Source organism: Shouchella miscanthi, from assembly GCF_007725405.1.
GTDB lineage: Bacteria > Bacillota > Bacilli > Bacillales > Bacillaceae_D > Shouchella > Shouchella hunanensis.
In genome coordinates this window covers 3375533-3389946 of sequence record NZ_CP042163.1, presented here as the reverse complement: position 1 = coordinate 3389946, position 14414 = coordinate 3375533, and the positions used below count along the sequence as shown (strand labels likewise).

The following is a 14414-nucleotide window of genomic DNA, read 5'->3' as shown; positions in this document are numbered from 1 at the left end:
GTAAAAGGTAGACTAGCAGATAAAAGTACAAAATCAGTCAGATTTACCTGTAACAAAAGTGGGTATTGGTTACCAATTATGTTGGGAAAAACAGTATTTTGTGGAATCATTACCATCACTTATATTACAATTACAAAAAAAGAAGGTAGACAGTCAGGAGAGGATTCAATATGGAGAATGCAGTAGCTTCACGCACGATCGGATCGAAATGCGTGCAATGGTATAGTTGTATTGTTTCGAGAGATATTGAACATGCTGTTGAATTGAAAGTTGAAATTGATAAATTAATAGAGGGAAAAGAGTTAGATAAAAATACCCTAACATATTATCAATTGGTCAACTATCGCCATGACTTGTTAATGGAGGATATACAGAAACGATTAAGTATTCCTGAGAGTGAGATAAAAGAAGAAAAACAAAGTGATGTTTTGTTGCGATATATGTACTATTTCTTTACTGGACAAGATGAGTTCTATAAAGGAAATTACAAATCAGCCATTAGATTCTACCAATTAGCTTCTAAGTTAATTGAGAATGTAGAATGTAATCTTGAAAGAGCGGAGTTTTACCATAGAATCGGTGTCGCCTATTATCGATTGAACCAATATGGTATAGCTTTGAATTATATAGAGGAATCAAAAATGATATTCCTAGAGGATAAAGAAGGACAAGAAAAAGTATTGAATTGTGATTTGATTATTGCTTGCATTCATTCAGAGGTTAGTGATTATGAGAAAGCAAATGCACTATTCGATACGGCGATTTCTGAATCTTCTAAGTTTGCTGTGACAAAGGCGTTATTGCTTCGGGCAAAAGGGTTAAATTTTATAAGACAAGATAAGTTAGAAGAAGCAGAACAATTGATGAAGCAAGCGCTAGAGATAAAAGAACATCAAGAATCGTATGTTGGTTATAAAACGAAATCTGATCTTGCTAATATCAAGTTAAGATTAGGAAAAGAAGATCGGGGAATAGATTTATTAGAAGAAGCTGAACGATATGCTAACGAGAATGATAACAAGGAATTTATAGCAAAGAATCTTATTACAAGAAATTTGTACGTGGATTTTAATGAAGAGAAGCTACAAGAAGCATTAGAAATTCTTGAAAGGAATGAACATTACTTTGAGGTATTCGAAGTGGCAGAGGAAATAGCTAAATATTATGAGAGCATGAATGACTATAAAAAGTGTTCCTATTATTTAAAGCTGTCACTTAAAATGCATATTAAACAAAACGAACTGGGGGAATAAGAAATGAAAAAGTTTATTGTAACTGTGTTTATGTTAAGTTCTTTATTGTTTGTTGGCTTGCAAGAGAATCCAAACTTCTTAAATGAGGTTCAAAACTTGCAACAGACATCAGGTAAGGGTGATGTAGCCACTTAAGAAAAGTTCCCGTTAAAGGGATCTTTTTTTATTTCTTCTTTTTATTAGTGTATTAAATAGTATAATTGATTAATAGCAAATTTAAATTTAAATTCTTACTATTGAGCCTATAATTTTGATTTAAAAAGGAGAAAAGTATGACAAATGAACCCTTAATCTCTTTTGAAAATACTGAAACAAAAGAAAAAAAACCATTTAAACTTCCAAAAATTAATTTCGCAATAAAAATTTTAGCCGTTATTATATGGATGTTTGTAATGATAAAGTTACTTATCTTTGATATTGATGTATACATATTTAATAAATTTTTTCCTGAGTTTATATCATTGCTTAATTATAAATTTATGATTACTATTTCCACAGTTGCTCTTATATTAATGATTTTTCGTAAGAAGATTATCGTACTTTGGTCGCTTTATATTACATTGTATCCGTTCATATTGTTTTTTTGGAAAATACCATATTTTATATTTAAACAGAGAAGTTGGATATTTGCGATTGCTTGTTTAAACTCTGTTATAGCTTTTTTTGTTTCAATTAAGCAGATGGTATTCTCTAGTGCAATATTCTTAATAGCTATGATAGTTATGTTTAAATCTACTAATTCTATCTCAATTACTGTTGCAATCATAACAATCTTTATTTTAGTATCACTTATTTTAATAAATAGATGTATAGCTATTTTTAAGACTTCAAAAGTGAATGAATTTTATATTAATGTTTTATCTACTCCGTTCGAAGATGGGCTTGTTAGATCATTTACTCTTGATGAAGGAGTAGAAAATCTGCCTTATGAAGAATTAGATAAAAAACAGTTAGAAAGTTGGAACACAAAATTACAAGGAATTGTTCTTTATAATAGGGTCTTTCTATTCATGGCTACAAAGTTGAGAGACTACCAAGAAAGTAGACTTAACTATGCTACATTTGCAGGAACGATCGTATTCTTACTTTTCTTTATCACATTATCTTTTTCTCTTATAAATATGGGTATTTATAAAATTGACACAACGTCATTTGTAGTTAATGAAAAGCCATCATTTTTCACTTTTATTTATTACAGTTTTAATAACCTACTTAGTAACAACATACCAGGTCTAGTGCCTGCAAATAATATAAGTCAAACAATCTCAATGATTCAATCTTTCTTAGGTATACTTCTGACATTAATATTTGCTGGGGTTTTCTTTTCTGTGAGGAGTGAAAGACATAAGGCTGAGTTAGATTCAGTTATTAAAAAGTTTGACCAAAGAGGCGATGATTTAGAAGATCTGATAAAAAGAAATTATAAGATAAATTCAATTGAAGAAGCAGTCGAGCATTTAGAAAAAGCAAAATCAGCATTAATAAGTTTGATTTATAAGATTACTGATAACATTAGAAGATAAGGTTTAATGAGGTTAAACTCGTGGAGGTTCGACTCCTCTCAACCGCATAGAAGTAGCACCAAGGCTTTCAGAGCTTTGGTGCTTTTTAAATTAATCGTGTTTTTAATATGCATAACTATCTATTTGTCACGATACTTTGATTTAATCCTATCCAAGTTTCTTTATCAATAGATATCGCGTCTATCTTATATAATAAATCACTGACACAATCATCAGTGTTGTATGATAACAAGCAAGGAAGATTCTCAAGTTCTAAATTGTCAATTATTGAGGGAGTTTGTAAGAAGCAATTCATATTTTCACCATTTATGTTTACTATGACAATGGATCTATTTTTTCTTTTTACTATTATTCCTTCTTTTTTACTATCTCGTTTCATTTGCATAGTCAACTTTCTCCTCTTCTTTGGTTTAAAAGTATTTCATTATACTTCGTATTGAATTCTCATTTTATTGATTGTATCTATAATTTGATCTCGAACCTCTTTAGGCTCTAGTACTTTTGCTTCTCCACCTAATTGTAGTAGTTGAGGTACGATGAATTTAACTTGAGAATGTGGACATGAAAAATCAATAAGATATTCAGTTTCCGATACAATATTTTTAGTTCCCTGTAGAATCCAATGGTCTGTTATAGAACGATATGCGTTTTTTGATACTTTAAATTGTATAGTTACCTCTTCTTTTTTTTCATCAAGTAATTTCATCCATTCTTTCAGTGTTTTAATTTCCTTAATTTTCTCGTTAGTTAGTTTATCAAGAATTTTTAAATTGCATACACGATCTATACGATATATCTTATAAATTTGGCTTTTTAGTAAAAAGCCAACAAAGTACCAAAATCCGTTATATGAATAAATGCCAATAGAAATCAGTCTATATTTTACGTTGGATTCTTCTTTGCTGTAATCTAATTCAAGTTCATTTTTTTCAAGGCTAGCTTGGAAAATCTCTTTTAAAAATTTTAGATCAGTATTTTTTGATGGCAAAACATATTCCAGATGTTGATCAATTGCATTAGACTTTTCCCGTAGACTTGTTGGTATCTGAAAAAGTAATTTTTCTCGTACATAGTTAATTTCTATGTCATATGGAGATGTACCTAAGGACTTCAACATAGTAGATGCGTATACAATTGATAAGATTTCATTTTCAGAAAAAGCAATTGGTGGAGTCAACGTGTTGTTTAAAAGCTTGAACCCACCACCTTTTCCTACATTTGAATAGATTGGGACTCCCAATTCTGATAGATAGTCTAAATCGCGATGAACCGTACGAGTAGACACTTCAAATTCTTTTGCTAAATCACTTACTATAAAAGATCGTCTATTTAAAATAGAAAGCCACATGCGAATAATTCTCTCTGACTTGTCCATATTATCTCCTTTTTAAATCTGACGTATAATGTCATATTTAAATGATAGCCTATAGTAGTAGAATTAACATTTACAAAGGGAGTTGACTATCAAACCAATGTTTAAATTTGACCAACCGTTAAAAGAAGCGCTTATAATTAAAAGAAAAAATCGCTTTATTATGGAAATTAAAATAAAAGAAGAAAACTACCTTGCTCATTGTCCCACAACAGGAAGAATAGGTGACTTAGTTTTAGAAAATATTTGCTGTTTGGTATCAGAAAATGATAATCCAAATCGTAAAACTAAATTTACTGTAGAAGCCATCTCTCTTAATTCTATGGATACTTTAGAAAAAAAGTGGATAGGCATTAATCAAAATGCAGTTAATCGATACGTAGAGTTCTTTATAAAAGAAGGTGCTTTTAACTCACTATTCGATACAACTGAAGATGTTAAGAGAGAAGTTAAACTTGGACAATCTAAACTTGATTTTTTGGTTGATTCAACCTATGTGGAAGTTAAAACCCCTTTACAAACTATTCAACAAAAAATACCTGATTGGATCAAGAGAAAGAAAATGACGCCTTTTAATTCTACGGAAAGATTTGCAAAACATATTCAAGAATTAGCAATTAGTTTAGCCGATCATGAGAAAGCTATACTTTTAACCTGTTTCTTATATGACAATCCTGGATTTATTGTTGAACCTAGTGAGAACTATGAAGTGATAAATAAGATTGTTAGGGAGTCTTTAGAGAAAGGTGTTGAGCTTTGGCAAGTGAATTTTGAAATATCTCATGATGGAGTATTTCTAAATCGCTTTAATAATATTAGTGAACAATTTAAATAAAGAGAACAAACTCTCACAAGAAGTGGGAGTTTGCTTTTTATAATTAATTATTTTCATCAAGTGCAATTATGTTACCTGCTGAATCTTTGATATATGCTCTTGTGAAACCAGTATCGGTTGTAAATTTAGGAACCTTCAATTCTCCACCGTTACTTTCAACCAACTTAATAGTTTCTTCAATACTATCAACTTGTACTCCAATTGTTACCCAAGTCTCTTCATTAACAATAGGATCTGCAACAGCACCAACTGAGGTATTATCATCCCCAGTCAACATGATTCTATACTCCATAGAACCTTGTGGAGGGATGATATTCCATCCAAAAACTTCTTCATAAAATTTTGAAAGCTCGCTAGAGTTCTTGGATACAATTTCGAAAAAATTAACCTTATTAGACATAGTAAAAACCTCATCTTTCATCTCTAGTTTGTCTTACAAAAACTATAATAACTCTTTAATATGACAAATGAGGTCATATTAAAAAAGTTAGTTTTATATGATCTAATTATAAAAAAAATAAAAAACATATTATGTAAGTCAACCTAAAAGTGATTATTGTTGATTTGTATATTATGTCTGTTAATATAAATATTTCATCTATACTTAAGGAGTTGATACGCATGTTTTACGCACCATTATTTGAAAATGATGTACCAGTAGCACTCTCCCGCTCATAATGGAGAGAAAATAAAAATGCTACTTCTCTCCGTTAGGGCATAAAGAAGCCTAAAAAAACGGAGGGTACAAACATGAAAAATACATTAGTTGGTTCTTTATTTTTAATACTAGCTTCAAGCATTTGGGGAGGTATGTATGTAGTCGTTAAGATATTAGTGGCTGTCATACCACCATTAGAACTTGTTTGGATGCGTTACCTAATAGCTCTTGTCGCTTTAGTCATCATTGGACTTGTGACAAAACAAAAGTGGAAAATAAAACGGACACATGTTGGTCTAATCGTTGCGATTGCTCTTGTTGGGTACGTCGTATCTATTGTTGCTCAAGAAACAGGCACTATGCTTTCAACGGCACAAATGGGAGCGATTATTACAGCTACAACACCTGCATTCATGGTTCTGTTTGCAAGTATTATTCTTAAAGAGCGGTTAACTTTTAAAAAGGCTATTTCTGTGAGCTTGGCGACACTGGGTGTCATTATAATTGTGGGAATTGATAGTCTTAATGTGTCTAGTACGCTTGGAGGAATATCACTTGTTATAGCTGCCATCACATGGGCTTTAATGTCCGTGCTTATAAAACGTTTACCAAGTGACTATTCACAAATTGTTGTTACGACTTATGCTACGTTGATAGCTTTCGTTGTGCTTACTCCATTTGTTCTAACAACATTACCTCAACTTGATTATACTCAATTAACGAATCCTACCATTTGGGGAGGATTAATTTATCTAGGCGTTATCTCAACATCGCTTGCATTCCTTTTGTGGAATCGTGGGTTGCAAATGCTTAATGCTTCGAGTGGAGGAGTGTTCTTTTTCTTCCAACCTGTCGTTGGAACATTATTAGGTTGGTTAGTATTAGGGGAAACAATTAGTATGTCCTTTTGGATAGGATCTTTCTTAATTTTATTGGGTGTTTTAATAGTGATTAAAGAGAGACAAGAAGAACAAAAGGATGTCCCTAATCAGATGACAACTTGATAATAAAAATGAACCAAAAACTAGGAGGAATAAGTATGGCAACATTTGACGATTTTCAAAAAATAGATATGCGTGTGGGAGAAATAATAAGAGCCGAGGAATTTCCTAAAGCAAGAAAACCGGCATACAAATTATGGATTGATTTCGGGGATGAAATAGGGACAAAACAAAGTAGTGCTCAAATCACCGACTGTTATGATCTAGATGAACTAGTTGGTAAACAAGTGCTTGGCGTCGTAAATTTCCCACCTATGAAAGTGGCTGACTTTAGTTCAGAAGCTTTAATTATGGGTGTTTACTCCGAGCAAGGAGTTGTCCTTATAGAACCTCAACAAAAAGTAAAAAAAGGTGATCGACTAGGTTGATTTAAGATAAGAAAGAACACATATTAATTGTGTTCTTTTTTATTATAAGAATACAATATAAAGAGGGTAGTGATCCTACCTTATGATCCTAAATAAATGTTAGTTTACGGAGTGAAGCCTAACGTTGAAATAAACGAATATTGATAATTAAATCACATTCATTGTTCGGTTTTTATGTTAAGGGTATTTTAACAATGGGACGCTAAGAATTGATAATTGAGGGTTTTTAATATTCACCAATTCTTCACCACGATATTTAAAAATGGACGTTTTTATATGGAATGGGCGCAAATGAGTGTAAGTGGTGTGCGTGTTTGCAGGAGATAACACGTTTCCACGGCATTGAGGGCCTAGTGGGAGTTAAATCCCGTGGAAGTTCGAGTCTTCTCAACCGCATCTCAGTAGTACCAAGGCTTTTAAAGCTTTGGTACTTTTTTGTTTTTACATTAATAACGTATTAATAGGATTTATAATCATTTCAAGATTCCTTTGTTTGGTAGGATAGGGTTTGAAAGTTATGAACAAGAGTATTTGTTACCTTAGTTTTTTATGTGGGAAAAATTATATATTATAAATATTTGCTTTAGAGTGCTTTAAAATACCAACATCTTATGTTCTAATATGATATTGTAGTATAAAATAATTTGGATCTTAGTAAGTGAAGTGTAAATAAACCAAAATTTTTATAGGTTATAATAGGATAAGTAATCAAATAGTATAGCTGCTTCGTTCTAATTATTATAAAGGGTGATCTTATGGATAATAAGTCTCAATATGAGTTCTTAAACAATTGGTTAGAAGTTACTTCAATAAAAGATAAAATTTCGAATGAGTTGGAGTCTGCACTAAAAAGAAATAACGATATATCCCTCAAAGAATTTTATGTCATGTACTACCTATCACAAGAAAGTGATCGTAAATTACGATTACAACAGCTTCAAGAATTAATTGGACTGAGTCAGAGTGCAATGTCTCGACTTGTAGGAAGGTTAGAAGCTAAAACCTGTGGTGCATTAGAGAGAACGACTTGTGAAGATGATAAACGAGGAATATATACTTCCCTAACGTCATTAGGGGAGAAGAAGTTTGAACGAGCACTGAATACGTTTAATACGGTAATAAAGGATATGGATATAGATGAAAAGCATAACAGTATAATCTTTAGTGTCTTGAAGAGTACGAATGAGCGACATTAGCGGTAAATCTGGATTTCAACACATGTAACGCTCTTGGTTGACATCAAATAAAATTGATGTTAACTTTCTAATTACATGCAGACGCATGCATTTAATTTACAAGGAGATGACAATGATGAAAGAACCAAGTATGTTTGATTCCTTTTCTTTAAAAGGATTAGAGCTTAAAAACCGCATTATGATGTCACCAATGTGCCAATACAGTGTGGACAAGAAAGATGGTATCGCAACTGATTGGCATTATATTCATTATATAAGCCGTGCTATTGGAGGTGCTGGCCTAGTTATGGTTGAAATGACGGATGTTGAACCTGATGGACGTATTTCTGATCATGATTTAGGGCTATGGTCTGAAAAGCAAATTCCGGCATTAAAAAAGATTGTTGATGGGATTCATCAACATGGTGCGAAGGCAGCTATTCAAATTGCGCACGCAGGTCGAAAAGCTGAAGATGCTGAAGTACCTGTTGCACCATCTGCCATTCCTTTTGATGAAAATTCAAAAACACCAAGAGAATTAACAACTGAAGAAATATACGAACTGATTGAGAAGTTTCGTACATCTGTAAGATTTGCTGTTCAAGCGGGATTTGATGTCATTGAAATCCACGGAGCTCACGGTTATCTCATTCATCAATTCCACTCACCATTAACAAATCAGAGAACAGATGAATTTGGAAAAGAGTTAACGAAGTTTGGTTCAGATGTTCTTAAAGCAGCCAAAGAAGAAATTCCTACCGACATGCCTCTCATTATGCGGATATCTGCCAAAGAATATGTAGATGGTGGCTATGATATTAATGGAGCGATTGAACTTGCTAAAGCTTATAAAGAAGCTGGTGCAGATATTTTTGATATCTCTTCTGGTGGAGAAGGTCAAATTGCAGCTTGGGGTAAACCAGGTACACATGCAGCATACCAAGTCCCGCTAGCAAGAGAAATCAAAAAGGCATTAGATGTACCAGTTATTGCAGTGGGACGATTAGATGACCCAACTTTAGCTAATGCGGTGGTAGGAACAAAAGATGCAGATCTTGTAGCGGTAGGGAGAGGCATGCTTCGTAATCCTTATTGGGCTCTAGAAGCTGCCAAACAATTAAGAAAATCAACGGATGAAATAGTTCCGGTTCAATATAAATTAGGGTTTTAAAAAGGAGTAATGACACGTGTCTTACATTAAAGATAAAGTGATTGTCGTAACTGGAGCATCAAGTGGGATTGGAAAAGCAACAGCAGAACATCTTGCTAAGGAAGGTGCAAAAGTTGTTCTAGCTGCTCGTAATGAAAAAGAACTACATGGAATTGTTCAAGAAATTGAAGGCAATGGTGGAGTTGCTTCATTTAAAGCAACGGATATCTCCTCAAGAGACGAAGTAAGTGCGTTAATAGATTTTACTGTAGAGAAATACGGGAGAGTGGACACACTCATTAATAACGCAGGGTTAATGTTATTTTCAAAATGGGATAATGCTCATGTTGACGAGTGGGAAAAAATGATCGACTTAAATCTGAAGGGAGTATTATACGGTATAGCTGCTGTTCTCCCACAAATGAAAAAGCAAGGCAGTGGTCAAATTATTAATGTTGGCTCAGTTGCAGGTCACGCAATAGGTGAAGGTCATGGTGTCTATAGTGCGACAAAATATGCAACTAGAGCCATTACAGAAAGCTTAAGAAAAGAAATATCTGTCAATCATAATATTCAAGCGGTGTACGTTTCACCAGGCGTAATCGCAACTAATTGGCAAGAGAAAGTAACGGACAAAGATGTGAGTTCCGTGTTAGGTAACCTAAATGAAGTAGCCATTGCACCAGAACATGTGGCTGAAACGATTGCTTTTGCAGTGAATAAGCCAAGTAATGTTATGATAAACGATGTTTTTGTGACACCAACTAGACAAGAGTGGTAAGAATTTCAGCGCATGAACTATGCATGATTCTTGTTTCATTGAGAATGAAAAGGGTATAAATAAATACAATAACATGCAGACGCATGCATGCAAATATTTGGAGGGACTCACATGAATGTACTAGTGATTGGAGCAAATGGTCAAGTTGGAAAAGAAATTATTATTCAATTAAAGCAAACAGCTCATCAAGCAACAGCTCTTGTACGTAAAAAAGAACAAGTAGAAGAGTTAAAATCACTCGGTGCTAACGATGTTGTGCTAGGTGACTTAGAAGAGGATTTTTCACATGCTTTTAAGAACATTGATACGGTTATTTTTGCTGCTGGTTCTGGTGGAAGTACTGGAGCAGATAAGACATTGCTTATTGATTTATGGGGAACTAAAAAAGCAGTTGATTATGCAAAATCATCAGGTGTCACACATTTTATTCAACTAAGTGCAGCGGACAGTTTAGATGTGGATGAGGAAAGCGAGAAAATGAAACCTTATGCGGTTGCAAAGAATATGTCTGATTTCTACGTAGAAAAAAGCGACCTACCATACACAATTGTGCGACCAGGACCGATGAATAATGAAAAAGCACTTGGAAAAATAGAGTTACATCCAACAAGGCAAGATCATTTTAATGATTACCTTATCACAAGAAAGGATGTTGCTCAGGTACTCGTTAAAACAATTGGAAATAAAAAGTTATTGGGTAAGAGTTTTTATATTAAGCAAGGCGACGAATCAATTGAGGAAGCAGTAAACAAAAATTTCTAACAACTAAGGTTTAACTCTTCAATGATATTCTTAGAAATTTATGAGTACCAAGGCTTTTAGAGCTTTGGTACTTTTTTATTTTTATCAAGATGGAGACTTATCAGTGGTTGAAATAGGTAATCGAAAAGTATATCGTACAGTGGTGAGAGCCAATGGCGCAAATCAAATATCTTTTATTCCTTACTTCAGAGAAATTAACAAAGAAGTAAATTACGGGGGTTAAGGAGTAGGAATTCAAAGAAAGCACGATAAATTAATTTAAAAAAACAATTTTCCTTTAGTGATAGTAATTGGATTATTTATTAGATGTTATTAGATATAGATAGGGCGAATAATTTCAAGATATTTTTGTAGAGTATTTTAGCTTCACCACTATATCTGAAAATGGACGATTTTATATGAAATGGGTGCAAATGCGTGCAAGTAGTGTGCGTGTTTGCAGGAGATAACACGTTTCCACGGCATTGAGGGCTTAGTGAGGTTAAACTAGTGGAGGTTCGACTCCTCTCAACCGCATATTATATTATAAGAAAATGATAGAAGTGAAAAATTAATTCAAATGAAAGGCTATCTAAGTTTTCCCACTTACTAAATGAGGATAGAACGTTCTGTAATACATGGATTGAATTAGAGGTGAAAAGAATTTTTAGTTTAGGAGAGTGCTAATGGGTAAATATTGTGAGTATATTGATAACGCTATTAATTGGGCTAAGGATCACTTGGGTTCTGTAGATTACGCATATATTTGTTTAGCTTTTGTGGAAGATGCGTTAGAGAGAAGCAATAATGTAGAAATTTTTGGAGGAGATAGTGCAAAAGAATCCGCAGGCTTATATGATGACAGTATAAGTGAAGGTATACCTCCAAAAGGCTCTTTTGTCTTTTATGATTGCTCAGGGCCAATTAATGGGGATCATAGAAATTGGGGCCATGTCGGATTATCAATAGGTAATGGCAAGGTAATTCATGCGTGGGACATGGTTCGGATTGATGGGTATCTTGAAGTTGAAAATTTAAGTGGTGCTCCTGGGTGGGATAGTCCTAAAATTATTGGATGGGTACCTATTGGGAGAATTATGAAAGGATTCCGAAAGAAGGTATACGAATGAGTTTAAACTCGTGGAGATTTGAGTCCTCTCAACAAATTAGAATTGGACTGAATCTACATTATATAAATCCTTTAGATTGAAATTTAGGGGTGGAGGATTTTTCTTTTTAATGATTTGGGCAAAGAAGCAACGAAGGAGGATCAAGAGATGATTGACGCACATGAGCCAATGATTGTAGAGTTTCCTTTGAGAGGAGAGTGGTACTCTCCTAACACGCCAGGAACAAAAATTCCGAGTCATGGTACAAACAAATTTGGAACAAGATATGCTTATGACTTCGTTCAAGTGGATTGGAAAAGAAAGGGCAGGCCTTCCTATCGCACTAGTTTAGTGCACTACCTACTTTTTGGAGTTCCCTTAGACGACTATTATTGTTGGGGGCAAGACGTATTTGCTCCTTGTGATGGAATTATTCTTCAAGCCGAGGATGGTTATAAAGAACGATCAAGAACTAGATTACTATCAGATATGTCTAATGCATACAAAAATGCTCAATTTTTTGATCCGAATAAAGTCATCATACAAACAGTTGCAGGTAACTACATTATTATAAAATGTGCCGACAATGTATATGCAGCATTAGTTCATCTTCAAACAGGGTCCATTAAAGTTTCAGTTGGGCAGCGTATAAAAAAAGGTGATCTTATTGGTAGAGTTGGTCATTCAGGTAACTCTTTTGCTCCGCATTTGCATTTTCAGCTTATGGATAGTAGTAATATTGCTGTTGCAAACGGATTACCTCTTGCTTTTGAGCAATACGAAATATTTAAAGATGGCATATGGGAAAAAGTAAATAATTCGATTCCAACAAATAAGGATAGAATAAGATTTCAAAAACCTAATGAACAGCGATAACATTAAACTGAGCGGAAAGTACGTATCATATCAAAGTGGATGCAGATAATTGTACAGTTAGAACAGTAGGCGGTAAGTTGTCTGCTAAGGATGAACATGCCTTGTCAATACACGAAAGGGCTCGTTCATTTTAACTGAATAATTATTTTTTAGAGGCTTTAGAGTGAATATTTTCTAGTGGGGGTTACATCCCTTTAGAAATTCGAGTCTTCTTAACAGCATATAGAAAGAACGTTGAAGTACTAAGTCTTTCAGAGATTTAGTTCTTTTTGTTCTATTAGAAATGAATTTGTTAGCCGTTAATCTTTTCACTTTTTTATAATTAGTCCATAACCAGCTAAGCCTGTTACAAAATATATATTTTGTCATGTAAAATAAGTTTATTGGTTAGAGTAGCTTTGAGAGTAAAGTAGTAGCTATAATCCTTACGAAGTAAATTTGTCGTATTTGGCGAATGGGATGTCGTTCCTTGCGAATTACAAAATAATAAAAGTTAGATAATATGAAATAGCTGTCCCGTTAACAAACTATCAAAACTGTTAATGTGCTGATAGAGAGGTGAATTATGACTACGAATGCTCGGATTAGAATACCTGATGGGCTCTGGACTACATTGAAGCAACTTGGGATTAAAGTACCGAATGTGGTTCGGAAAGCAGGATTACCTTTAAGTGTAATTAATGAATCGTTTGTTACCGTTGAACACTATTATGCACTATGGCAAGCATACTCAGATATCATCGGTGACATAGAATTTGGAATGTTACAACTACCAACTGTATTTGAAACAGCACAATATCCCCCAGCTGTATTAGCTGCTTACCACGCTCGTGATTATCGAGATGCGCTTAAGAGGATGGCACGCTATAAAGAAATGTGTCCTCCTGAAAAATTACACATTATAGAAGAACATTCGAATTGTACGATTGAATTGGAGAGTTTTGATAAGGAGCTAATTGAACCGGCGTTGCTTGTCGGCACAATCATTACGTTTTTACTAGAACTAGGGAGACGTGGAACTGGATATCCCATAAAAGCTAAACGAGTAGAGTTTACCCACTCATTCGCTCAAGTAAGTTTATTGAGGGAGTATTTTGGATGCCCGATCCAAATTGGGGCAAAGAGGAATAGACTGACGTTGCATGTGGAAGACCTAGATCGTCCCTTTAGTTCATATAACGCTGAGCTACTGGAGGTTTTAACTCCAGTTTTAGAGCAAACATTGGAAGAACAGCGTAGTAATCAGTCAATAACAGGAGTAGTTAAATGGTTGTTAACACGCAATTTAACCGCGGATAAACTGGACATACATCACATTTCCTTTGAGCTAGGCATGAGCGAACGGACTTTACAGAGAAGGTTAGTGGATGAACATACTAATTATAAAGAAGTGCTAAAGAATGCGCGTCATGAACAAGCAAGATGGTACTTGGCTAACCCAAACCTAGAGATTAAAGAAGTGGCGTTTCTCGTTGGTTATAAAGATCAAAGCTCCTTCTATCGGGCATTCCGGGATTGGGAAGGAGAAACTCCTTTGAAGTGGCGTGATAAGCACCTAGGTTAAATAAACAA

Annotated in this window: 16 protein-coding genes; 13 read left to right on the top strand and 3 right to left on the bottom strand. The window is 34.0% G+C overall.

The features are described from left to right. Positions 1-170: 170 nt before the first annotated feature. The 3 genes from FPV17_RS17345 to FPV17_RS17340 all read left to right on the top strand — a co-directional run bounded on the left by FPV17_RS17345 (position 171) and on the right by FPV17_RS17340 (position 2776). The gene (locus FPV17_RS17345; RefSeq protein ID WP_144559640.1) at positions 171-1253 is read left to right on the top strand and encodes a response regulator aspartate phosphatase; all 1083 of its coding nucleotides are present in this window, start codon (positions 171-173) and stop codon (positions 1251-1253) included. A gap of 3 nt (positions 1254-1256) precedes the next feature. Then, complete coding sequence (locus FPV17_RS22425) at positions 1257-1388, top strand: hypothetical protein (RefSeq protein ID WP_281284308.1); 132 nt, start codon at positions 1257-1259, stop codon at positions 1386-1388. 137 nt (positions 1389-1525) lie between these two features. Further along, a complete protein-coding gene (locus FPV17_RS17340) occupies positions 1526-2776 on the top strand; it encodes a hypothetical protein (protein WP_144559638.1) in 1251 nt (416 codons plus the stop codon). Between the two features lie 115 nt (positions 2777-2891). On the opposite strand, the gene FPV17_RS17335 is transcribed toward FPV17_RS17340, so the two are convergent. Together FPV17_RS17335 and FPV17_RS17330 are read right to left on the bottom strand one after the other, a co-directional pair. Beyond that, entirely contained in the window at positions 2892-3161 is a 270-nt protein-coding gene (locus FPV17_RS17335) for a hypothetical protein (RefSeq protein WP_144559636.1), read from the bottom strand. Positions 3162-3200: 39 nt separating this feature from the next. Beyond that, complete coding sequence (locus tag FPV17_RS17330) at positions 3201-4151, bottom strand: helix-turn-helix transcriptional regulator (protein WP_144559634.1); 951 nt, start codon at positions 4149-4151, stop codon at positions 3201-3203. A gap of 97 nt (positions 4152-4248) precedes the next feature. Here FPV17_RS17330 and FPV17_RS17325 point away from each other — a divergent pair, with 97 nt between their 5' ends. Then, positions 4249-4983 (top strand): DNA/RNA nuclease SfsA, encoded by a 735-nt coding sequence (locus tag FPV17_RS17325; protein WP_144559632.1) that lies wholly within the window; start codon positions 4249-4251, stop codon positions 4981-4983. A 43-nt stretch (positions 4984-5026) separates the two neighbouring features. Here FPV17_RS17325 and FPV17_RS17320 read toward each other — a convergent pair whose 3' ends face one another. Continuing rightward, a complete protein-coding gene (locus FPV17_RS17320) occupies positions 5027-5383 on the bottom strand; it encodes a VOC family protein (RefSeq protein ID WP_144559630.1) in 357 nt (118 codons plus the stop codon). Positions 5384-5733: 350 nt separating this feature from the next. Here FPV17_RS17320 and FPV17_RS17315 point away from each other — a divergent pair, with 350 nt between their 5' ends. The 9 genes from FPV17_RS17315 to FPV17_RS17275 all read left to right on the top strand — a co-directional run bounded on the left by FPV17_RS17315 (position 5734) and on the right by FPV17_RS17275 (position 14406). Continuing rightward, the gene (locus FPV17_RS17315; RefSeq protein ID WP_144559628.1) at positions 5734-6645 is read left to right on the top strand and encodes a DMT family transporter; all 912 of its coding nucleotides are present in this window, start codon (positions 5734-5736) and stop codon (positions 6643-6645) included. A 35-nt stretch (positions 6646-6680) separates the two neighbouring features. After that, positions 6681-7010: a tRNA-binding protein gene (locus tag FPV17_RS17310; RefSeq protein ID WP_144559626.1), complete on the top strand. Its 330-nt coding sequence runs from the start codon at positions 6681-6683 to the stop codon at positions 7008-7010. Between the two features lie 755 nt (positions 7011-7765). After that, entirely contained in the window at positions 7766-8206 is a 441-nt protein-coding gene (locus FPV17_RS17305) for a MarR family winged helix-turn-helix transcriptional regulator (protein ID WP_144559625.1), read from the top strand. A gap of 115 nt (positions 8207-8321) precedes the next feature. Then, on the top strand, positions 8322-9356 hold the full coding sequence (locus tag FPV17_RS17300) for an NADH:flavin oxidoreductase/NADH oxidase (protein WP_144560521.1): 1035 nt from the start codon (positions 8322-8324) through the stop codon (positions 9354-9356). A gap of 16 nt (positions 9357-9372) precedes the next feature. Then, positions 9373-10116 carry an SDR family oxidoreductase gene (locus FPV17_RS17295; protein WP_144559623.1) on the top strand — a complete coding sequence of 248 codons (744 nt, stop codon included), beginning with the start codon at positions 9373-9375 and terminating at the stop codon, positions 10114-10116. Between the two features lie 111 nt (positions 10117-10227). After that, on the top strand, positions 10228-10878 hold the full coding sequence (locus tag FPV17_RS17290) for an SDR family oxidoreductase (protein WP_035398685.1): 651 nt from the start codon (positions 10228-10230) through the stop codon (positions 10876-10878). Between the two features lie 665 nt (positions 10879-11543). Next, positions 11544-11987 carry an NlpC/P60 family protein gene (locus FPV17_RS17285; protein ID WP_144559621.1) on the top strand — a complete coding sequence of 148 codons (444 nt, stop codon included), beginning with the start codon at positions 11544-11546 and terminating at the stop codon, positions 11985-11987. A gap of 147 nt (positions 11988-12134) precedes the next feature. Continuing rightward, positions 12135-12842 carry a M23 family metallopeptidase gene (locus FPV17_RS17280; RefSeq protein WP_144559619.1) on the top strand — a complete coding sequence of 236 codons (708 nt, stop codon included), beginning with the start codon at positions 12135-12137 and terminating at the stop codon, positions 12840-12842. A gap of 565 nt (positions 12843-13407) precedes the next feature. Then, positions 13408-14406, top strand: coding sequence for a helix-turn-helix transcriptional regulator (locus FPV17_RS17275; protein ID WP_060704821.1), 999 nt, complete (start codon positions 13408-13410; stop codon positions 14404-14406). Positions 14407-14414: the final 8 nt, after the last annotated feature.